The organism is Pseudoalteromonas sp. SG43-7 (genome assembly GCF_014164295.1).
GTDB classification, from domain to species: domain Bacteria; phylum Pseudomonadota; class Gammaproteobacteria; order Enterobacterales; family Alteromonadaceae; genus Pseudoalteromonas; species Pseudoalteromonas rhizosphaerae.
The window spans coordinates 82,846-105,210 of sequence record NZ_JACJEY010000001.1; the positions used below are offsets into that span (position 1 = coordinate 82,846).

At 40.5% G+C, this 22,365-nt stretch carries 21 protein-coding genes; 16 read left to right on the top strand and 5 right to left on the bottom strand.

Translation table 11 applies throughout. The features are described from left to right. Window positions 1-407 precede the first annotated feature (407 nt). Window positions 408-1,649: a malic enzyme-like NAD(P)-binding protein gene (locus H5200_RS00370; protein WP_182760696.1), complete on the top strand. Its 1,242-nt coding sequence runs from the start codon at window positions 408-410 to the stop codon at window positions 1,647-1,649. Window positions 1,650-1,758: 109 nt separating this feature from the next. Here the strand turns inward: H5200_RS00370 and metJ are convergent, their stop codons facing one another. Further along, window positions 1,759-2,079 (bottom strand): met regulon transcriptional regulator MetJ, encoded by a 321-nt coding sequence (gene metJ / locus H5200_RS00375; RefSeq protein WP_016709540.1) that lies wholly within the window; start codon window positions 2,077-2,079, stop codon window positions 1,759-1,761. 235 nt (window positions 2,080-2,314) lie between these two features. Here metJ and metB point away from each other — a divergent pair, with 235 nt between their 5' ends. Together metB and metL are read left to right on the top strand one after the other, a co-directional pair. Next, window positions 2,315-3,577 (top strand): cystathionine gamma-synthase, encoded by a 1,263-nt coding sequence (gene metB, locus H5200_RS00380; protein WP_182760697.1) that lies wholly within the window; start codon window positions 2,315-2,317, stop codon window positions 3,575-3,577. A gap of 6 nt (window positions 3,578-3,583) precedes the next feature. After that, the gene (gene metL, locus H5200_RS00385) at window positions 3,584-5,950 is read left to right on the top strand and encodes a bifunctional aspartate kinase/homoserine dehydrogenase II (protein ID WP_182760698.1); all 2,367 of its coding nucleotides are present in this window, start codon (window positions 3,584-3,586) and stop codon (window positions 5,948-5,950) included. A gap of 62 nt (window positions 5,951-6,012) precedes the next feature. Here the strand turns inward: metL and H5200_RS00390 are convergent, their stop codons facing one another. Then, window positions 6,013-8,508: a penicillin-binding protein 1A gene (locus H5200_RS00390; protein WP_182760699.1), complete on the bottom strand. Its 2,496-nt coding sequence runs from the start codon at window positions 8,506-8,508 to the stop codon at window positions 6,013-6,015. Window positions 8,509-8,640: 132 nt separating this feature from the next. On the opposite strand from H5200_RS00390, the gene H5200_RS00395 reads away from it, so the two are divergent. The 9 genes from H5200_RS00395 to H5200_RS00435 all read left to right on the top strand — a co-directional run bounded on the left by H5200_RS00395 (window position 8,641) and on the right by H5200_RS00435 (window position 17,539). Then, window positions 8,641-9,720, top strand: a complete 1,080-nt coding sequence (locus H5200_RS00395) for a pilus assembly protein PilM (RefSeq protein ID WP_145238520.1) — start codon at window positions 8,641-8,643, stop codon at window positions 9,718-9,720. Then, window positions 9,708-10,271 carry a PilN domain-containing protein gene (locus tag H5200_RS00400; RefSeq protein WP_149982630.1) on the top strand — a complete coding sequence of 188 codons (564 nt, stop codon included), beginning with the start codon at window positions 9,708-9,710 and terminating at the stop codon, window positions 10,269-10,271. Before H5200_RS00395 ends, H5200_RS00400 begins: the two co-directional genes overlap by 13 nt. Continuing rightward, window positions 10,271-10,891, top strand: coding sequence for a type 4a pilus biogenesis protein PilO (locus H5200_RS00405; RefSeq protein WP_149982631.1), 621 nt, complete (start codon window positions 10,271-10,273; stop codon window positions 10,889-10,891). Before H5200_RS00400 ends, H5200_RS00405 begins: the two co-directional genes overlap by 1 nt. Then, window positions 10,888-11,424, top strand: coding sequence for a pilus assembly protein PilP (locus H5200_RS00410; RefSeq protein ID WP_182717697.1), 537 nt, complete (start codon window positions 10,888-10,890; stop codon window positions 11,422-11,424). The genes H5200_RS00405 and H5200_RS00410 overlap by 4 nt, the downstream gene beginning before the upstream one ends. Next, entirely contained in the window at window positions 11,411-13,495 is a 2,085-nt protein-coding gene (locus tag H5200_RS00415) for a type IV pilus secretin PilQ (RefSeq protein WP_149982633.1), read from the top strand. The genes H5200_RS00410 and H5200_RS00415 overlap by 14 nt, the downstream gene beginning before the upstream one ends. A gap of 184 nt (window positions 13,496-13,679) precedes the next feature. After that, a complete protein-coding gene (gene aroK, locus H5200_RS00420; RefSeq protein ID WP_008466255.1) occupies window positions 13,680-14,198 on the top strand; it encodes a shikimate kinase AroK in 519 nt (172 codons plus the stop codon). 25 nt (window positions 14,199-14,223) lie between these two features. Continuing rightward, window positions 14,224-15,294 carry a 3-dehydroquinate synthase gene (gene aroB, locus H5200_RS00425; protein WP_149982634.1) on the top strand — a complete coding sequence of 357 codons (1,071 nt, stop codon included), beginning with the start codon at window positions 14,224-14,226 and terminating at the stop codon, window positions 15,292-15,294. Further along, window positions 15,294-16,634 (top strand): AAA family ATPase, encoded by a 1,341-nt coding sequence (locus H5200_RS00430; protein ID WP_182760700.1) that lies wholly within the window; start codon window positions 15,294-15,296, stop codon window positions 16,632-16,634. Before aroB ends, H5200_RS00430 begins: the two co-directional genes overlap by 1 nt. Before the next feature lie 53 nt (window positions 16,635-16,687). Beyond that, window positions 16,688-17,539: a Dam family site-specific DNA-(adenine-N6)-methyltransferase gene (locus H5200_RS00435; RefSeq protein ID WP_149982636.1), complete on the top strand. Its 852-nt coding sequence runs from the start codon at window positions 16,688-16,690 to the stop codon at window positions 17,537-17,539. Here the strand turns inward: H5200_RS00435 and H5200_RS00440 are convergent. Together H5200_RS00440 and H5200_RS00445 are read right to left on the bottom strand one after the other, a co-directional pair. Then, window positions 17,502-17,687 (bottom strand): DUF2970 domain-containing protein, encoded by a 186-nt coding sequence (locus H5200_RS00440; protein WP_182717699.1) that lies wholly within the window; start codon window positions 17,685-17,687, stop codon window positions 17,502-17,504. The genes H5200_RS00435 and H5200_RS00440 overlap by 38 nt on opposite strands. A gap of 4 nt (window positions 17,688-17,691) precedes the next feature. Then, on the bottom strand, window positions 17,692-17,985 hold the full coding sequence (locus H5200_RS00445) for a hypothetical protein (RefSeq protein WP_145238548.1): 294 nt from the start codon (window positions 17,983-17,985) through the stop codon (window positions 17,692-17,694). Between the two features lie 284 nt (window positions 17,986-18,269). Here H5200_RS00445 and rpe point away from each other — a divergent pair, with 284 nt between their 5' ends. From rpe to H5200_RS00465, 4 genes are all read left to right on the top strand, one after another. After that, window positions 18,270-18,953: a ribulose-phosphate 3-epimerase gene (gene rpe / locus H5200_RS00450; RefSeq protein WP_182717700.1), complete on the top strand. Its 684-nt coding sequence runs from the start codon at window positions 18,270-18,272 to the stop codon at window positions 18,951-18,953. Further along, window positions 18,953-19,618 (top strand): HAD-IA family hydrolase, encoded by a 666-nt coding sequence (locus tag H5200_RS00455; protein ID WP_182717701.1) that lies wholly within the window; start codon window positions 18,953-18,955, stop codon window positions 19,616-19,618. The genes rpe and H5200_RS00455 overlap by 1 nt, the downstream gene beginning before the upstream one ends. A 50-nt stretch (window positions 19,619-19,668) precedes the next feature. Continuing rightward, window positions 19,669-20,673, top strand: coding sequence for a tryptophan--tRNA ligase (gene trpS / locus H5200_RS00460; RefSeq protein WP_145238557.1), 1,005 nt, complete (start codon window positions 19,669-19,671; stop codon window positions 20,671-20,673). Window positions 20,674-20,830: 157 nt separating this feature from the next. Further along, on the top strand, window positions 20,831-21,139 hold the full coding sequence (locus H5200_RS00465; protein WP_145238560.1) for a hypothetical protein: 309 nt from the start codon (window positions 20,831-20,833) through the stop codon (window positions 21,137-21,139). A gap of 156 nt (window positions 21,140-21,295) precedes the next feature. On the opposite strand, the gene H5200_RS00470 is transcribed toward H5200_RS00465, so the two are convergent. Further along, window positions 21,296-22,354 carry a hypothetical protein gene (locus H5200_RS00470; protein WP_182740298.1) on the bottom strand — a complete coding sequence of 353 codons (1,059 nt, stop codon included), beginning with the start codon at window positions 22,352-22,354 and terminating at the stop codon, window positions 21,296-21,298. Window positions 22,355-22,365: the final 11 nt, after the last annotated feature.

Genomic DNA, 22,365 nt, shown 5'->3' on the forward strand with positions numbered 1-22,365 from the left:
GCGAGTAAATAACAGACAAATAGTGATTTGTTGACTATATTGTCATTCTCATTAAAGCGATAAATTAAACGTTTTTGTCGGTAAAGTTAGGTCTTTTGCGGTTAAATGTTGTTAACGTCTTACTTTGATGGTTTTTAGTCATAGGCCATTATTTTTGCTTTAAAGCGATGCATAATAAGCATTTTAAGATGGGTTTTTTGATGCTTTGTGGCGTTTTTATAGTCGGAAATTGAAGCGTTTTTGCAAAAAATGCTGACAAAACGCATAAAATTAACGGATATAGCATATAACAGGATAGACCTGATATTGCTTGAATTTAATTATAATATAGGTATCGTTCCCTATAAGATATAAGAACTGCTTACTCTCACTTTCAACTTAACTTACTTGCAGGATAAAATCGCGTTATGTCAGACTTTCGTGAACAAGCTTTACATTACCATTCGCACCCCGTTCCAGGAAAAATTAGCGTTGAGCTTACAAAGCCAGCTGAAACCGTACAGGATCTTGCACTCGCATACAGCCCCGGTGTTGCAGAACCGGTACGTGAAATAGCTGCTGATCCCGCTAATGCCTACAAATACACCGGTAAAGGCAATATGGTTGCGGTTATTACTAACGGCACCGCTATTTTAGGTTTAGGTAACTTAGGTCCATTGGCTTCAAAACCGGTTATGGAAGGTAAAGCGTTATTATTTAAACGCTTTGCGGGTCTAGATTCGATAGATATTGAGGTGAAACACAATACCACCGAAGATTTCATCAATACAGTTGCTAACATCGCTGATACGTTTGGCGGTATTAACTTAGAAGACATTAAAGCGCCAGAGTGTTTTGAAATAGAAAAAGCATTGATCGAGCGTTGTAGCATTCCAGTGTTCCACGACGATCAACACGGTACCGCGATTGTAACGGCTGCTGGTATGATCAACGCACTTGAAGTACAAGGCAAAGAAATCGAAGATGCGATTATCGTTTGTTTAGGAGCCGGTGCCGCAGCGGTTGCGTGTATGGAGCTACTGATCAAGTGTGGCGCATTGCGTGAACATATTTACATGTTAGATCGTAAAGGCGTTATTCATACTCGTCGTGATGATTTAAACGAGTACAAACAGTTATTCGCTAACAATACAGATAAGCGCACACTGCAAGATGTTATTGCTGATGCCGATGTATTTGTTGGTGTATCTGGCCCGAATTTACTTTCTCCTGACGATCTTAAGCTAATGGCTGATCGACCTGTAGTATTTGCCTGTTCAAACCCAGATCCAGAAATCTCTCCAGTGCTTGCTCATGGTGCTCGCGATGATTTAATCATGGCAACGGGTCGTTCAGATTATCCAAACCAAGTTAACAACGTGCTGTGTTTCCCATTTATTTTCCGTGGTGCGCTAGATGTGCGTGCAAGCAAAATTAATGATGAAATGAAAATTGCTGCGGTTGACGCTATTCGTAGCATTGCTAAAGAACCAGTACCAGCGGAAGTATTAAAAGCGGCGGGTGTTGAGAAACTTGAATTTGGTGCGCAGTATATTATTCCAAAACCGATGGATCCGCGTTTATTACCGCGCATTGCCAAAGCAGTAGCGCAAGCGGCAATTGATTCTGGTGTTGCACAAATTGATATGCCGGAAAACTACATGGAGTAGCTGCTTAGCTGCAATTGGTAATGGCACAATAATAAAAACCTCAGTAACTTACGTTACTGAGGTTTTTTTGTAGCCAATTCCTGAAGCAGGAATATATACAAATGATAACTTAATCTTCGTTGAGTACAGGTACTTCGAGACCCATCTCAAGCATGATTTTTTTCACTTCTTCAGGCACTTTCTCTGGATTATCTTTACGTAAATCTTCATCGTTTGGCAGTGGTTGGCCAGTAAATGCGTGTAAAAATGCTTCACAAAGTAATTCGCTATTTGTTGCATGGCGAAGATTATTAATTTGACGACGAGTGCGCTCATCAGTCAAAACTTTTAATACATTTAGCGGGATCGAAACGGTGATCTTTTTAACTTGTTCTGATTTTTTCCCGTGTTCTGCGTATGGGTGAATATATTCACCATTCCATTTAGCCATAGGATGTATCGTTGCCTCAGGTTGTTAATTGTTTGCGCGACCTTTTGCAGCGCAAAGATGGCGAAATTCTATCGTGTTAAAAAAGATAGTCAAATACTTGTTTTTTAGCCATCTAGAGGCTTAAATGTTTTTACTTCTAATCTTGCGGCTAAAACCGCATAAATGCTTTGACTTATTAAATTTGATCCTCTAACCTTTTAGACGTCTAAACATCCATTTAATTGTAGGTGACGGTATGAGTCAAAAGAATAAAGCAACCATTGCAGTACGCAATGGTATTGATGCAGATAAACATCACGGCGCGGTTGTGCCTCCCATTCATTTATCGACCACCTACTCATTTGCTGATTTTGATAAAAAGCGCCAATATGATTATGGCCGTAGCGGCAACCCAAACCGTGATTTACTCGCTGAAACGCTCGCTAAGCTTGAAGGTGGCGCTAAGGGGATTATCACTGCAACGGGCATGGCTGCGGTGCATTTAGCTACTCAGCTGCTAAACAGTGACGATACCTTAGTGATCCCACATGATTGCTATGGCGGTAGTTACCGCTTATTCACCTCACTTGAAAAGCGTGGCTTATTAAAGTTAGTGGTTTTAGATTTAACTAAATCTGAAAATCATCAAAAAATTCTTGAGATAAAACCAAAGCTAATTTGGATTGAAACACCGAGTAATCCTATCTTACGGTTAACCGATATTAAAGCGATCACCACGATTGCTAAGCAGTGCGGTGCGTTGGTTGGTGCCGATAACACATTTTTATCACCTGCTTTGCAAAACCCAATTGAGTTTGGTGTTGATATTGTGGTGCATTCGACCACTAAATATATTAACGGTCACTCAGATGTTGTTGGTGGTGCGGTGATCGCCGCTACCCAAGAGTTGGGTGATGAGCTTGCTTGGTGGGCTAATAACATTGGCATTACCGGTGCCCCGTTTGATAGCTACTTAACGTTACGTGGTTTACGTACTTTGAATGTTCGTTTACGTCAGCATCAAGAAAATGCCTTTATTATTGCCCAATATCTAGAAAACTCCCCTTATGTAAGCCAAGTATATTACCCTGGATTAGTATCTCATCCACAGCATGAACTCGCTAAACAGCAGCAACGTGGTTTTGGTGGCATGGTAAGCTTTGATATCAAAGGTGATATTAATGATGCTGCAGAATTTTTGACCAGCTTAGAAGAATTTAGCTTAGCTGAGTCATTAGGTGGGGTTGAGAGTTTGATTTGTCACCCTGCAACTATGACCCACGCAGGTATGGAGGCAACTGCTCGTCTTGCTGCGGGAGTAGGTGATACCCTGATCCGTATTTCGGTGGGCATTGAAGATGTAAAAGATTTAATCGCTGACTTAGATCGTGTATTCAATAAAGTGAAACCAGGTCAAGCTCAGCACGGCGCAAAAGTAATCGCTTCCTCTGTTCAACAACAAGATGATGAGCAATCAAACTCATTTAAACTGACTCCTGCACATACGGCTTTGTGGTAATAAAAAATGGTAAATATAGTTCATAAATTTGGTGGTTCTAGCCTTAGTTCTGCAGAGCGTTATCAGGCCGTAGCAAATATTATTCTAGCCCATACGGAAGCCGGTGATTGTGTGGTGGTATCCGCAGCCGGTAAAACTACCAATACGTTAGTTACGTTATGGCATAGTTACCAGCAAGGTGATCAACAGGCAGTGAGTGATATTTTATTGCAGCTTGATAATCATCAACGTACTTTGATCGAGCAGTTATTGAGTCCAGCAGCGCGACATACGGCATTAAACGTATTAGAACAAGAGCTAGCCTTAATTGCACAGCAAACTCAACAGCAAAGCTTACAGGAAGCCGCATTGCTTGCTCACGGTGAAGTTTGGTCGGCACGATTATTGGCTAGCTATTTAAAACAGTTAAATGTTGCAGCTCAAGATGTTGATGCTCGTCAATTGTTTACCCTTAATGATGGGCAATTATTACATCAAAAAAATCAACAAGCCTGTGCCGAGTTAATTTCAGCCAATTGCATTAATATTGTTACCGGTTTTATAGCCGCTGATTGCCAAGCAAATACCGTTACTTTGGGGCGCAATGGCAGTGATTACAGCGCGACTTTGTTAAGCAGTTATTGTCATGCTAGTCAGGTATCAATTTGGACTGATACCCAAGGGGTGTTTAGTACCGACCCTCGTAAAGTAAAAAAAGCGATTAAGTATTCTAAAGTATGTCGTGGCCAAGCAAACTTACTGGCGCGTTTGGGCAACCCAGTGTTACATGCTAAAACTCTCTCGCCATTAAAAAATACTGATATCAAATTAGTCGTTCGCAGTAGTTACGACAGCGAAGCTAGCGCGACAGAAATTGTCAAAGAAGGTTACAGCAAAGCTAAGCGTTTTATCACTACCTTAGAAAATATTGATTTACTGCGCATTGATCAGCTGCGTGGCGGTGAAATTGGCGAATTAAGTCAGCTTATTCAACACAGCTTGCATCATTTTATTAAAAACGGCGATACCTACTTACTAGTGCCTGCAGCAGCGACTCATCAGGTGGTGAGTCATTTGCAAGGGCGCGCTAATATTATTGAGTCGAACTTACATGGTTGCGCTGTTGTGGCGCCACGAAATGATGTAGCGCAATTATTTGAACAAGCAACGCAAGTGCTTAGTGAGCAAAGTTTAGTGCCGCGCTTTAGCCATCAAGACGCAGACTACATATTACTACTAACGGATCAATCTATTGATAGTGATGTATTGACCTTATTGCATGATAAGCTGATTAACAAAGGCCAAGAGCTTGCCATTATTGTTGCTGGCCTTGGTAATGTTGGTGAAGTATTTATTGAGCAACTAAGTCAGCAGCTTAATCGTTTGCAGCAACACTTCAGCGTTAAGCTGGTTGGTTTATTACGCTCGCGCTCTATGTTGTTCAGCCCAAGTGGTATCGTGCTTGAGCAATGGCAGTCACAGTGGCAAAACGAAGCAATAGATTACCAAGAAGCTGATTTACTGACACGTATCAGCGAACTCGATTACGAACACAAAGTGCTGATTGATATTACTGCTAGTGAAGCGTTTAGTAAGCTTTACCCGGCGTTTGTAAATTTAGATTGTCACCTGATCAGTGCTAATAAATATGCGGGCACTGCAAATAATGACTGGTATCAAAATTTACGCCGTAATTTAGCTGAACGTAACTTATTATGGCGTTATAACACCAGTGTTGGTGCGGGTTTACCAATTAATTTTGCGTTAGCTGATTTACAAAACAGTGGCGACAGTATTACCCATATTGAAGGCGTGTTCTCAGGCACTTTATCGTGGTTGTGTAGCAGTTATGATGGCAGTGTGGCGTTTTCCGATTTAGTGTTGCAAGCGCAGCAAATGGGTTACACCGAGCCTGATCCACGGGAAGATTTATCAGGGCGTGATATGCAGCGTAAGCTATTAATTTTAGCTCGTGAATTAGGGCTCACCTTAGAGCTTGATGAGATTGGCTTAACACCGTTGATGCCAGAGCAACTAGCGCAAGGTGATTGGCAGTCTTTTTTAGCTAATAAGCAGTTGCTTGATGACTTTATTGCTGAAAAAGCACAGTTAGCTGGCAAAGAAAACAAAGTACTGCGTTATACCGGTGCGTTAACAATTGCTGATGGCAAAGTAACCGCTAAAGTCGGTTTGGCTTATGCAACACAGGGTGATGCCTTAGCTAACTTAACTCCAGGTGATAATATCTTTGTTATCAACAGTCAGTGGTATAGCGATAATGCGTTGGTGATCCAAGGTCCTGGTGCAGGCAAAGAAGTTACCGCAGCAGGCGTGCATTCTGATTTATATTGGTTAATACAGAACTTAAAAATGAGCTCTGAGTTTGTAAAATAAAAAAAAGCGCCGAGTGGCGCTTTTTTTATGTAGCAGCGATTTTATATCGCGACAGAGTAATATTAAAACAGCTCTTCTTCTGTTTTAGTCTCTTCTTCAAACACGTTTTCTACATGCTGCATCACATACTTAGTGGGCGAGGTGCCTTTTTCAAAGTATTCAAAGCGACTAGTGTAATCGTTCTTTTGACTCAAGAGTCCCGTTGCTAGATCGATTCGTACCGAGACTAATCCTTCAGGTGGCTCGATTGGTGCTTCTGGTTTATCTTTGAGTGCTACTCGCATAAAGTCAATCCATGCCGGTTGAGCTGTTTTAGCACCAGATTCTGCACCAGAGATCTGGGTATTATCCATGTTGTTATTATACGTCGAGCGACCAAGCGGGTTACCTGGATTATCAAATCCAACCCAGACCGAGGTCATAACATTACGGTTAAAGCCGCTAAACCAAGTATCGACAGAGTCATTAGTAGTACCCGTTTTACCGGAAAGATCGCGACGATCTAATACCTGAGCACGCCAGCCGGTGCCACTCCAACCCGTTTTATGAGCCCAACTACCGCCTCCCCAAATTGCGCTATTCATCGCATCAGCTATCAAAAACGCGTTTTGTTTAGATATGATGCGCGGCGCACAATGATTTGCAGCTTGGCTGGTATTTAACCCAGAAGTAGACTCAAATTGAGTCGTTGTTAGCGGAGGAGTAACAGGATCACACGCTAATAGTGGTTCTGTTTTAAATAACACATTACCTGCAGAGTCTTGAATTTCATTAATGAAATAAGGGGTGATCAAATGACCGCCATTGGCAAATGTGCTCATGCCACGGGCAAGCTCTAAAGGAGTGATTGACGCACTACCTAAAGCTAGCGATTCACTGCGATTGATATCATTATTTTGAAAGCCAAATCTTAATAGGTGATCAGCTGTGCGCTGCAAGCCTACACCGCGCAGTAAGCGCACCGAAATAACGTTTTTCGATTGTGCTAAAGCACGACGAATACGGATTGGGCCGTTATATATCGCAGGGCTGTTTTTTGGTCGCCATGCAACCCCTAGGCTCTTGTCCCATTGATTGATTGGCGCATCATTTAAAATAGACGCTAAGGTATAACCATTATTCAGCGCCGCTGAATAAATAAACGGCTTAATGTTAGAACCTACCTGACGTTTTGCTTGCACGGCTCGGTTATATTGGCTTTGTTCAAAACTATAGCCACCAACAATCGCTTTAATGCGACCATCATTCGGATCCAGCGATACTAATGCACTTGACGCTTCAGGCAATTGGCTGAGTAGATAACTACCATCGTCATTTTTACGTAGCCAAATTTGCTCCCCTGGATTGAGTATGTCGGCAGCGGTTTTTGGAGGAAAACCTTGACGGTAACGCGTAATGTATTTGCGTGCCCATTTGAGATTATCCCAGTCTAGAGTGGCTTGCTCACCACTTTTTAATAACACTGTTGCCGTTTGATCTGCTACAGACAAAACTGCTGCTGTTAATAACGGGGCAATTTCTTTTACCGGTTTTAGCTTTGCTAAAATTTCACTAGAACTTAGGGCTGGTTGCGTTTCAAAATCCCACAGTTGCTGCTCTGGGCCACGATAGCCATGGCGCATATCGTATGCATGGAGATTATTAACGAGTGCTTTTTGCGCTGCGGCTTGTACGTCAGATTCAACACTGGTGTAAACTTTAAAGCCGGTATTATAGGCTTTTTCGTAGCCATAACGAGCGACCATTTCTGCACGCACCATTTCAGATATATAAGGCGCATATAAGTCTATTTCGGCACCATGAAATTTTGCCGTAATTGGTTCTTGAGAGCTTTGGTTGTAGTCTGCTTGAGAGATATAACCTTCATCGAGCATACGTCTGAGTACCACATTACGGCGTGCCTTGGCGCGAACTGGGTTTCTGATCGGATTTAAAGCTGACGGCGCTTTTGGTAAGCCTGCAATCATTGCCATTTGCGCTAAAGTTAACTCGTTTAGTTGCTTTCCATAATAGACTTGTGCAGCGGCTCCGATACCAAAAGCACGATTACCTAACTCTATTTTATTTAGGTATAAAGCGAGTATTTCATCCTTGGTAAGTAAGTTCTCAATGTGTAACGCAATGAAGATCTCTTTTACTTTACGGATATAGGCCTTTTCACGTGTTAAGAAGAAGTTACGAGCTAACTGCATTGTTATAGTACTTGCGCCTTGTTTTTTCTCACCAGTTGAAATTAATACGAGCGCTGAACGTAAAATACCTATAGGATCTATACCTATATGGTCATAAAAGCGGTTATCTTCAGTAGCTAAAATAGCATTTATGAGTGGTTGTGGGATCTCTTCTATAGTCACTGGAATGCGACGTTTTTCACCGAACTGGTTGATTAACAAACCATCTTTCGAAAAGACTTGCATAGGAGTTTGTAATTGCACGTCTTTTAAAACTTGCACACTGGGGATATCAGATTTAACGTAATAATAAAGGCTTACTAAGGTAATGAGCCCTAAAAACGCGCAGATGATAAAAAATTGTAAAGTTCGTTTCAATAAAATCACTTATATTTTCCCTAAATGGACTCCCAATTAGAATCGGAGACTGCTAGTATATATTGATTAAAAAATGAATAGTATTTTTTCATATAAAAATTATAACTTGTTTATTCTTAAAACAAAGGCCAAGTTGCGAACATGCTAAGTCAACTATTGAGTAAGTCTTCATCGATGATGGTAGGGATAGATATCGGTTCACATGCTATAAAAGCGGTGTTGCTGAATGAAACGGACAGTGGCTACAGGCTCGAAGCGCTAGCAATTGAGCCAATGCCAAAAGGTACAATGGCTGAGCGCAATATTCAAGATATTGAGGCAATTGGTAATATCATTACTAAGCTAAAGCGTAAGTTACCTAAGTCAATTCGTTCGGCAGCAGTGGCTGTATCGGGACAAACCGTCATTACTAAAGTAATTTTTATGGATGTTACGCTTAGCGATGCAGAGCTTGAGTCGCAAATAGAAATCGAGGCGGACAGCCTTATTCCCTATCCTTTAGATGAAGTTAGCCTAGATTTTGAAAAGCTCAGTACCAACGAAGCCGATCCTTCCAAAATGAATGTGTTGCTTTCAGCTGCGCGTACCGAAAGTGTTGAAGCTCGTGTTGGTGCATTAGAATCAGCTGGTTTAATAGCAAAAGTAGTTGATGTAGAAAGCTATGCGCTGAGTCGCGCAATGGATGTGTATTATCAGCAATTACCAAGCGATGCATTTAATAAGTGTGTAGCAGTGGTCGATATTGGCGCGGTACTTATGTTGGTAAGTGTGGTACTTGGCGGTGAAACGATTTACACCCGAGACCAAGTATTTGGTGGCGATCAATACACCAACAGCATAGTGGCTTATTACAATAAAAGTTTTGATGAAGCTGAAATAGGCAAAACTACTGGCGATCTTCCGCCTAACTATACGTTTGAAGTATTGGCACCATTTCAAACCTCATTATTACAGCAAGTGCGCCGCGCAGTGCAGATGTTTTTAACTACCAGTGGCAAAGATCAAATCGATTACATTGTGCTTACTGGTGGCACAGCGATGATTGATGGCCTTGATCGATTGCTAATTGAAGAACTAGGTATTCATACCATAGTGGCTGAGCCTTTTGAAAATATGGATATTTCCCACCATGTCGATCGCAATGTGTTACAGCGTCATCGTACTCAATTTGCAATAGCGACAGGTTTGGCATTAAGGAGTTTTTCATCATGCCACATATAAATCTACTGCCGTGGCGCGAACAGCAGCGAAAACAATCGCAGAATAAATTTGTCACTATTTTATTTTTCGTGGTGCTTGGCAGTTTTATCAGTATGTATTTATTGAGTAGCTATTACGGTGGTTTACGAGACGGTCAAAATATTAAAAATAATTACCTTTCAACTGAAATAGGGCAATTAGATCGGCGTATTAGTGAAATTCGTGAGTTAGATAAAAAGAAAGAAAACTTACAGCAACGTATGCGCTTAATTGAAGAGCTGCAAAGTAGTCGTAATTTAGGCACACAAATTATGGATGAAGTTGCCAAAATTGTACCAACGGGTGTTTATCTAACTAAGTTAGAGCGCCGTGGTAGTGCAATTCATGTGGTTGGGCGTAGCGAATCAAATAATTATTTGTCAAACATGTTGCGCCAAGTACAAAACTCCTATCTGCTCGAAAAGCCGACAATGCAAGGCATTATTGCAGGGGAGAAATCGTCTCGTTTATTGAGTGATTTTAATATGGAATTTTATGTAAAACCCTTTGATAAGATTGGAGAGGTTAAATAATGAACCTTGATATCAAAGCGTTAACAGAGATTGAATGGAACGAAATTGAGCTTGAAAATATCGGCGATTGGCCAATAGTTGTCAAGGTTATTTGCTGTACTTTTGTAGCTGCCTTGGTGCTGTTTTTTAGTTACAGCTTATTGGTTTCAGATGAAATAGATAGCTACCACAATGCAGTTAGTAAAGAAGTTGAGTTACGCAGTACCTATCGAGTGAAATATGCTGTGGCCAGTAATCTAGAAATTTACCGTCAACAAATGGTTGAAATGGAAGAAAAGTTTTCTTTACTACTAAAGCGCTTACCGACTTCAAACGAAACACCAGGCTTACTTGATGATTTATCTTATGTGGGCACGACCAGTGGCTTAACCTTTCTTAAAATTGGCTGGTTACCAGAAGTGGAAAAAGAATTTTATACTGAGTTACCGATTAAAATTGAAGTAATAGGTAGCTACCATGAGTTTGGTGATTTTGTTGGTAAAGTGGCGCAACTTCCTCGTATAGTAAGTTTGCATGACTTTTCAATTAATAGTTCAGACTCAGGCAAACTGACATTTAGCGTGGTTGCCAAAACTTACCGCTATGAAGGCGGCGTGAAGAAAGTAGGGGCTAAAAAATGAAAAAACTAGCCTTTGTTTTACTCAGCGGTATTTTGGTGAGCGCATGTAACGATGATACTTCTGAGCAAAAAGAATTTATTGATCAGGTAAAAGCCAGCACTACACCTAAGGTAGAGGCTATTCCAAAACTGACCCAATTTGAGCACTTTGAATACAATGCACAGCAACTACGTAGTCCTTTTGTTGCGCCGCAACCAGAAATTATTCAAAATAACATGATCCAAGTTAAAAACTGCTTACACCCTGATCCTGATCGTACGCGTGAAGTATTAGAGAAATATCCGTTGGATAACCTAGCAATGAAAGGCACGCTGGGTTCTGGTGGCCAAACATGGGCATTAATTAAAGCTGCAGATGATACTTTACACCGAGTTACTATCGGTAATCATATTGGTTTGTATCATGGTGTTGTACAAGATGTTAAAAGTGATTATATAGAATTGTTAGAATTAATACCCGACGGGTCTGGTTGTTGGAAAGAGCGCCTGACGAAGCTGGAAATGTTAGAGGCGGGATCCAATGGCACTAGTTAAAAATAAAAAAGGTAAAATTAAAATGCATAAGGGAGTATCTTGGAGTAATCGCATTCAGCAGGCTTTGTTTGTTGTTATTGCCCTTTTTATCACGCAATCAGCAATGGCTACGCCGCTATTGTATGATGTTCGTTATAGCCCGCTAATAGCTGGAGAAACACAGTTACAGCTGGTATTTGATGAAGAGCTGACTGAAGAGCCAAAAGTTCAGGTATTTAATAACCCGGCTCGTATTGAAATGCGCTTTAATGCAGCTAGTGTTGAACAAGGTTTAAGTGAAGTACAAATCAACCAAGCAGGTATTGAAAAAGTTAATAGTGTAGCTGTTGATGGTAACTTGATTGTCACTGTTCATTTAGAGCGTTTAAAAATTTACCAAACAACGGTGAACAATAACCTTGTTTCATTACACGTCTCAGATAATCCGATCACGTCACAACAAGATGCTAATACCGCTAAAGAAGTGACTGGCAATTACATCAACTCAATCCAGTCTATTGATTTTCGTCGCGGTGAAAAAGGTGAAGCGCGAGTCTTAGTCTTTTTACAAGATACTCAAGCTGCGATTGATGTGCATGAAAGTGGCGGTAAAATTATTGCTGAGTTTCATCATACCGATATTTTAGATGACTTATTATATGAGCTAGATGTGCTAGATTTTGGCACTGTAGTGAGCTCAATTGAGACATTTAAAGAAAATAATATGAGTAGGGTAGTGATAACCCCTAATGCCGCGTTTAAATTCACTTATCAACAAATTGAAAATATTCTTACACTTACAGTTGAAAAAGATGAATCGCAACGTTCATATTTAGAAGGTGGTAAAGAATACCAAGGTCGCCCAATGACCCTAAACTTTCAAGACATCTCTGTGCGTGCCGTATTGCAAATTATTGCCGGCTATAATGATTTCAACCTAGTAACCAGTGACTCAGTCAGTGGCAACATAACTCTGCGTTTAGATGGTGTGCCTTGGGATCAAGCTCTTGACGTGGTATTACGCGTTAAAGGTTTAGATAAGCGTATGGATGGCTCTATATTAATGGTGGCACCATCTGAAGAGCTTGCCGCCCGCGAAGCGAAAGATCTAAAAGCCAAACAACAAGTTGAAGACTTAGAGCCGCTTTATAGTGAATATATTCGTTTGAATTATGCTAAAGCGGAAGAGTTTGCTGATTTACTGAAAACCGACACTAACAGCATTATTAGTGCTCGCGGCAGTGTATCCGTTGATAAACGTACCAATACCTTGTTAATTAAAGACACCGTTAAAAGCATTGCAAGTGTTCGCCGTATGGTCGAAACTTTGGATATAGCGGTTAGACAAGTTATTATTGAGGCACGTATGGTTACTGTACGTGATAACGTAAAAGAAGACTTAGGAGTACGTTGGGGGTTTAGTGATCAACAAGGCACTGATGGTATTTCAGGTACCTTAGAAGGTGCTAATACGATTTCTAACGGCACCATTCCAAGTATTTCTGATCGCCTTAATGTAAACTTGCCTATCACAGGTGCCGCTGGCAGTATTGGTATGCACGTTGCTAAATTAGCAAATGGCACGTTACTTGATTTAGAGCTAACCGCGCTTGAAGAAGAAAACCGTGGTGAAATTATCGCAAGTCCGCGCATTACGACTGCCAACCAGAAAAAAGCACGTATTGAACAAGGTACCGAAATACCGTATGTTGAATCTGCTTCAAGTGGTGCTACAACTGTTAGCTTTAAAAAGGCAGTATTGAGTCTTGAGGTAACACCACACATCACCCCAGATAATAAAGTTATCTTGGATTTAATCATTACCCAAGATACCCGAGGTGATACGGTACAAACTGGAACTGGTCCTGCAGTTGCAATTGATACCCAAGAAATTCAAACCCAAGTACTGGTTGAGAATGGTCAAACCGTGGTACTTGGTGGTATATTCCAGCAGCAAATCATTAACTCAGTTAAAAAAGTACCATTATTAGGTGATATTCCTTACCTAGGAGTGCTGTTTAGAAGCACTAGTGAGTTCAATGAAAAGAAAGAATTGCTGATTTTCGTTACTCCGAAAATCCAAATAGAGTAATTTACACTGATTTATTCTTACACAATGGGCAATTATTGACTTTAATTGCTCGTTAATTGGCTTTTTGTTCTAATTGACTTGAAATACCCAATCAATTACTGAGATAATCCCCTCCTTAATTTTGGGGCCAGGTCGTTAGGCGGGGTTTTATTTCAAATTTTAGAGTTCGTTTGTACTAAAAGATATGGCTGAAAAACGTAATATATTTCTAGTTGGCCCTATGGGGGCTGGCAAAAGCACAATTGGTCGTCACATTGCAGATCAATTGCACCTTGAATTTGTCGATTCTGATCAAGAAATCGAACGCCGTACCGGTGCAGATATTGCCTGGGTGTTCGATCTTGAAGGTGAAGAAGGCTTTCGACTTCGTGAAGAATCTGTCATTGGCGATCTAACAGAAATGCAAGGTATTGTACTTGCAACTGGTGGTGGTTCTGTGATGAGTAAAGAAGTACGAAACAAGCTTTCGGCTCGTGGTATTGTTGTATACCTAGAGACACCTATCGAAAAGCAAGTTGCACGCACGCAGCGCGACAAGCGTCGCCCATTACTGCAAACAGAAGAAGCACCTCGTGATGTATTAGAGCGCTTAGCTGAAGAACGCGAACCGTTGTATAAAGAAGTAGCTGATTTTGTTGTACGCACTGATGAGCAAAGCGCTAAAGTTGTCGCTAATCAAATCATCGAGAAATTAGATTTTTAAATACCAATAAGAAAGGATACTAGCGATGCTTGAATTAACAGTTAATTTAGACGAGCGAAGTTATCCTATTTATATTGGTCAATCTGCTCTTCAACAGACTGACAGGCTGCATCATCATATTGGTGATTGTCGACCTATCATTATCACTAATGACACCATTGCACCTTTGTACTTAAGCGATGCAATGGCGTTATTAGCTGATTTAAATCCGCTAAGTTTTATTATTCCTGATGGTGAGCAATATAAATCACTGGAATGGTTTGAGAAAATCTCGGCATTTTTGCTTGAAAACAATTGCGGCAGAGATACTTGCTTAATCGCCCTTGGTGGTGGTGTGGTCGGTGATCTGACTGGTTTTGTTGCGGCCTGCTATCAACGCGGGGTACCGTTTATTCAAGTACCCACTACCTTATTATCGCAAGTTGATTCATCAGTTGGCGGTAAAACGGCGGTTAACCATCCTTTGGGTAAAAACATGATTGGGGCTTTTTATCAGCCGCAAGCCGTGTTTATTGATACTCAATCATTGCATACACTTCCTGCTCGTGAATTTGCAGCCGGTATGGCTGAAGTTATTAAATATGGCTTAATTTACGATACAGAATTATTTACTTTTCTAGAAAACAACACCGCGCAATTACAGGCTTTGGATGAAGAAACCATTCAGCATGTGATTTTTCGTTGTTGTGAAATTAAAGCACTGATTGTCGCTCAGGATGAAAAAGAAGCAGGACTACGAGCGTTACTTAATTTAGGCCATACCTTTGCACATGCTATCGAAGCGCAAATGGGATACGGCCAATGGCTACATGGTGAAGCTGTTGCCACTGGCATGGTATTAGCTGCACAGCTAGCTCATACTCGTGGTGATTTAAGTGCACAAGAAGTTGCAAGGATCGTTACCTTAATAGCACAATATAATTTGCCTAGTGAGATCCCTGATGTGATGACTGCTGAACATTTCCTTCATCATATGCGTAAAGATAAAAAGAATAAAAAAGGCACGATCCGTTTTATTCTTCCTACTGCGTTTGGTCAATGCGCGTTGGTTGATGATGTATCAGATCAACAGGTCCGAAATTTAATAGGGCGCTAATGCAATCGCAAATCTTACCTAGCCGTGCGGCTTTGGTTGATCGGATTGCCCTACAGTTTGAATATGGGCAAAATTTAATTGTCTTACTGGGTCCTTCTGGACTTGGTAAAAGTTATCTTCTCGAAACCTTCATTACTGATAAATACAGTGATTTTAATAAGTCATTTGTGCAGCTTAGTGCGCGTATGAGTGATATGCAATTGATGAGTGAGTTACTGGAACAAAGCTTCCGCTCGCCGTTAATTGATCAAAACCTAAGCCTGTCAGAAAATTTTTACCAACTAGCTAAACAGCAAAACTGTGGTCCATGTTTATGGGTGTTAGATGGTGGACGGCATTTATCTGAAGAAATGGTCGAAGAGTTAACAACGCTTGCCAAGCATAGTCCTACTACTTTATATGTCTTACTGGCATCGCAATCAGTGGGGCAATTTAAAAGCGCTGTTGAAATTCATCTTGAAGCACTTTCAATAGCAGAAAGTAAACAGTTGATGAAGTGCTATTTTAATGATTTACCTTATGATGAAGACCCGGTATTTCAAACCTTTTTGCGCGAAGCACACGGTAATCCGAGTTTATTGTTAGCGTGGCAACCAACACAGCATACAGCTAAGGTTGTAGTCACTGATAAAGTATCTTGGCGAGTACATTTAATAACGCTGCTAGTGATTATTATGTTACTCATCATTGGCTTTTTATATAAATCTGATATGACCCGTTGGTGGCAGGATTTTTATCAGCCACAACCAGAAACTCCAGTGGCGACGGCAATCGCGGTCGATACTTTAAAGCAAGCTGTAACAGAACCTGCGGTGACAATAGATTCCTCACAAGTAGAAGCTGCAGATGCTCAATCAGCTGCTCAACAAGATCAACCAGAGCAAGACAATCCGCTTATTGATAATCCTACTCAGGAAAATAATGTTGCGGCAATACTAGATAGTTTAGCGCCAGTTGCAGAGCCTGTTGATATCACGACTAGCTTAGCTGAAGAACCCACTGTGGTAGAGCCTGTTCCTCAAGTGCAGCAAATTATGCCAGCAGATAATGCTTGGTATCTACAACAGCCGGATAGTAAGGTCGTGATCCAGTTACTAGCGGTAACTCAGCAAACAATCGCAGAGCAGTTTGTTGCTAAACAGTCGCTGCAAGTACTTGGTAAAGTCTATCAAACACGCCGCAACGATAAAATGTGGTGGGTGGTAACCTATGGCAGCTTTGATAACTTAAATGCGGCTCGCGAAGTGCTAGCAAGCCTACCTGAAGCGGTGCGTAAAAATCAGCCGTTTTATAAAAAAATCAGTAAAATAAAACAAGAAATCGCGTTACTAGATCAGTAAATTTACACTGTTTAGTGTAAAATCGCGGCACACCAGTTTGAAGTAAAGAGCCGATGCAGAAAAAGACCAGAGCCTTCCTTAAATGGGCTGGCGGAAAATACAGCTTAGTTGAAGATATTAGCGCGCGCTTAAATGAAGCGAGCAAACACGCTGATACCTTAGTTGAACCGTTTGTAGGTGCTGGCTCGGTATTTTTAAACACAGATTTTAAAGATTATATTCTTAATGATATTAATGCTGATCTCATTAACTTGTATAACGAATTAAAAAATTCTCCAGATGAATTCATCAGCGATGCTAAAAAGCTGTTTGTTGATTTAAACAACCAGCCTGACGCATATTATGATTATCGCGTACAGTTTAATCAAAGTAATGACATCTACGAGCGAGCGATTTTATTTTTATATATGAATCGCCACGGCTACAACGGTTTATGCCGCTATAACCTGAAAGGAATTTTTAATGTTCCGTTCGGTAAGTATAAACGTCCGTATTTTCCTGAAAAAGAAATGTACTTTTTTGCCGAAAAAGCGCAACAAGCCACGTTTACTTGTTTAGGTTATGACGATGTATTTAAATTAGTACCCGATAACGCAGTGATCTATTGCGATCCACCTTATGTGCCTTTGAGTAAAACGGCGTCGTTTACCTCTTATGCTAAGGGTGGCTTTAATTTAGATGATCAGGCGAATCTAGCTAATTTAGCTGAGCAAGCGGCATTTGAAAACAAAACACCGGTATTGATCTCCAATCATGACACTGTATGGACACGTAAAATATATAGCCAAGCAACGTTAGCTGAAATTCAAGTTAAGCGGACGATTAGCCCAAAAGGTGGTTCGCGCAATAAAGTCAATGAGTTGATGGCTATGTACTTAGCACCCAAGTCACCACGCCATAGATAGCGGTTACAAAAGATATAAATAAAATAATAGCGATGATAATAATACTGGTAGGCGAGTGTTGTTTAAAGTCAGCGTGACGCTTGTGTTCAGATTGCACGCCAAAAAATGCCGCAACAACACTTTGTATAGCGCTGATCAGTTGCCGCATTTTATTAAAACCTAGGGCTAAGTGAACGCGCTTTTTGTGGTTCGTCTGAGCTGGTTAATAATTCAAGTAAATCTAAATAATGAAATTGTGCACTGCGACTATCACCAGTGATCCATGACATCCAACTTGATTCTTGTTCGACCTTCATACATTGCACTGCATTATTAATTTTTAAATGGCCTGAGCTACATTCGCAATCGTTAGCTGCGATAAGTGTATTATCACTTTTTGAAAAGTAGCTTAGTGTACCGATAGTTATAGCAGCCGCAGTTAAGATCCCGATTTTAAAAGCACGCATTTTACTAAGTCCATAATAGTGTTACTCACTAGAGCATACATAAAAAATGCTCAAATAACAAACTTAATTTATCCTTAACAAATATAAAAAATTAATAAAATTAAAAGGTTAAGGTAAAAATAATGTTTATATTTGGCTGTTTAAAATATAACCGTTGCAAAACTTCAAATAGAGTTAAAGCTTTAATTAACTGGGATTCTTGGGGAATAGCTTGATTTAGGTTACATTATGGCAATTAATGGCCCTGCTATTTTGCGCATTTTTAATATCACTAAGGATTGTTTATGTTAGAAACACTACAAAAGTACCTTATCGCCCCGTCTATTTTATCTGCTGATTTTGCCCGTTTGGGCGAAGATGTTGAGCGTGTTTTAGCTTCTGGTGCAGATGTAGTTCATTTTGATGTGATGGATAATCACTATGTGCCAAACTTAACAATTGGGCCTATGGTGTGCAAAGCGCTGCGTGATTATGGTATTACTGCGCCTATTGATGTGCATTTAATGGTTAAACCGGTCGATAGTTTAATACCGCAATTTGCTGATGCTGGTGCTTCAATCATTACTTTTCATCCTGAAGCGAGTGAACATATTGATCGCACTTTGCAGCTGATCAAAGATCATGGTTGCCAAGCTGGTTTAGTCTTTAACCCTGCGACGAGTTTAAGCTATTTAGAACATGTGATTGATAAGCTTGATGTGATTTTATTAATGTCGGTTAATCCAGGTTTTGGCGGTCAAAGTTTTATTCCTCATACTTTGGAAAAACTACGCCAAGCACGGAAAATAATTGATGATTCAGGTCGTGCTATTCGTTTAGAAGTAGATGGTGGTATTAAAGTCGATAATATTGCGGCGGCGGCTCAAGCCGGTGCTGACATGTTTGTTGCCGGCTCTGCTATTTTTAATCAGCCAGATTACCAACAAGTAATTGAGCAAATGCGTGCCCAGTTAGAGGGTGTAAAATAATGAAGTATGAAGCCGCTTTATTTGATCTTGATGGTACTTTAGTTGATAGTGTTTATGATTTATATATAGCGATGAATCTGACTTTATCTGATTTAGCTTTTCCAATTGTAAGTCAGGGGTTGGTACAAAGCTGGGTTGGTAACGGCATTGAAATGCTGGTTAAGCGAGGCCTCAGTGGCGACATGAAAGTCAGTGAACACCTAGATCCAGCATTAGCAGATAAAGCAATTGCGCTTTTTTATGATCATTATGAGCAACAAGTAGGTGAATACAGTGTGCTTTATCAACACGTAGAAACAGGCCTTGCGGCGTTACGTGGTATACCAAAAGCGTTGATCACTAACAAAGCCCGCTGCTTTACTGAAAAGCTACTTGATAAGCTCGCTTTAAGAAGTCATTTTGAGGTGATAGTGTGTGGTGATGACATGGCCAAAAAGCCTTCACCAGAGCCTCTTTTATTTGCTTGTCAGCAATTAAATGTACCAGTGAGTCAAGCAATTATGATTGGTGACTCAAAAAGTGATATCTTAGCGGCGCAAGCGGCACATATAGACGTACTTGCCGTTAATTATGGTTATAACCAAGGTGAAAATCTTGCTGATTTGAATCCACAGTACCTCTGTGAGAATTTCTTAGATATAATACCTGTTCTTACCCAGCGTTAAGCGATTTTTTAATTTTAGCATTTTTTATTTTTGTAATATAAAGGAACATCATGAGTAAACCAGTAGTGTTAAGTGGCATGCAGCCAACCGGTGGAATGACAATAGGCAACTATGTTGGCGCTATTAACCAGTGGGTAAAGCTACAGGAAGAGTATGATAGTCACTTTATGTTAGCTGATTTGCACGCGATTACGTTACGCCAAGATCCAGAGCTTTTAAAAACCCGTGTATTAGATGGTATAGCTTTGTATGTTGCATGTGGTATTGATCCAGATAAAGCTGCTTTATTTGTGCAGTCGCAAGTGCCTGAACATGCACAGCTAGGTTGGGTACTAAACTGTTATGCGCAAATGGGGGAGCTTAACCGCATGACCCAGTTTAAAGATAAGTCAGCAAAGAACACCAGCAACGTAAACGTTGGTTTGTTTGCTTATCCGGTATTACAAGCAGCTGATATTTTACTTTATCAAGCGGCGCAAGTACCAGTAGGTGATGATCAAAAGCAGCACCTTGAACTAACACGCGATATCGCAACGCGCTTTAATAACTTATATGGTGAAGTTTTCACGATCCCAGAACCTTACATTCCAGAGTTTGGTGCGCGCGTAATGAGCCTGCAAGATCCACTGAAAAAAATGTCTAAATCAGATGAAAACCCAAATGGTTTTATCATGATGTTAGACGAACCAAAAAAGATCGAGAAAAAGCTTAAAAAAGCAGTAACCGATTCAGACGAGCAAGCGCGTATTTATTTTGATCGCACTGAAAAACCAGGCGTATCAAACTTACTAACACTTATGTCTGTTGCAACTAAGCGCTCAATTGAAGAGTTAGTGCCTGAATACGAAGATAAAATGTATGGCCATCTGAAAAAAGACACCGCTGACGCAGTAGTGAGCATGATCGAGCCAATCCAAGCGCGCTTTAAAGAGATACGTGAAGATCAAGCATTGCTCAACAACATCATGAAAACCGGTGCTGAAAAAGCCAGCGCACGTGCAGAGATAACCTTAAAGTCTGTTTACAACGCGTTAGGATTTATTCCACGTCCGTAACGCTTGCTAATAACTAATCATATAAAGCCAGATGGTTCCAACTACAACGGAATATCTGGCTTTTTTGTTGCTGTTATATACAAATTTAGGCTCGAAGCAGCAGCTTTAATCTTATTTAAATTCAAGTGTTAAGTGCAATCGTTATGAGATTAAGTTCATGGAATACTTCAAAATTACGTTAAAGTTCGAAAATGGACGTATATCTTCTTCTGATTTAAAGACGCTCAAGTCTTATTTAGGACAAGGTCTACATGAAATAAAGCAGCGCATTGCGCTGCAAGATGATCTCTTGGTGTGTATTTTACGCAGTAGCGAGTTTTTTAAAGGTGTTGCTGAGGCAAGAGAATTGTTGGCAGGTTTGGAGTCGGATTACCGACTATTTAGTAACGGCGAAATAGTGGACTTGTCCTTTCTCGATGAATTGATAACTCGTATTGCAGGGATTGAACTTAAAAGCATCAGATAACAAGCTATTTAGCTCGCGGGATATAAACATGCTTATTATATAAAGCTCAGCTTCCACCTATTAACTCAAAGTAATTGCCAAATTAAAAAACAGGTTTGACTTTAATTAACTGACTTTAGTATTTTCCGTAGCCCGTAGCCCGTAGCCCGTAGCCCGCTATGGCGCTTTAATGCCCGGCGATTGGCATGCTTTTACCGTAAAGCTGTAACCGTAAGGTTTGCTGTTATCTGGTGCAATTTCAACAATTTCGTAGTCGTTAATCTCAATCGATTTACTGTCGTCAGATTTTTTGCAACGGGAGTATTGGTCTGCTTCGTAGGTGTAAGCAAACATAGCAATTAACCGTTTGCTGCGTTCAAAGTAACCTTTGGTGTTAAAGAATAATCGTACGGATTGAGTGGTTTCATCTTCTTCCGTTGGAGTTACTGGCAGTGTGGAAGGTGTTTGGGTAATATTTTCACTTGGTAGTTGCCCATGTATTTTTTGGCTGAGCTCTTCTACAACTTCAACTTCTTGTTGCTTTGTTAGTGCTCGACTTGAGAGCTGCTTGCTGCTGACGAAGTTGCTTACTATGTCATCAAAAACGGCACCGGTATCTTTGTCATCAACAAAAGACATTAGATTGATTATTACAATCGTTGATAAAAAAAACCGTATAGAAGCTGTAAGTAAAGGTGAATAGCTTTGGCTAATAAACTTTACCCGCTGTGAACCAAACGGTTTGATGATTAAGAGCATAAAAATATAGAACGGCAATATCAATTGTAATAATAGTAATGTCGATAGAGAGATGCCCAACGCCCAGGGTGGTAAATAAAGTAGCGTGGCAAAATTGTGGGTGTAATTAAAATGTGTTGCTGAAACATGAGTTACATTATTCACAATACCACTGGCATTGGCCAGTACAAAGTTGGCGATACTGGCATAGAAAATAAGTATAAGTGCTTTGCCAGCAAGTGAATGCCAGAGCTTATTGAACTTTGGCCAAAACTCAATAGTAAGCGCTACGATAGTGATACTGGCGCATAGCCAACCACTTTGAAAGATGATTAGGCAGATTAACGCCAATAAGTAGAGCTTTTGCGCGGTGTTAAGATTAAACCAAATAGCTTTACCTTGCTCATAAAAGCGCAGTTTATGAGGTTGCAAATTTTGCTGTTGTTGCCTCAGCTGTTTGTTTGCACGCCATCTGGCAATTTTTATGTATCTTAACACCGGCCAACCTT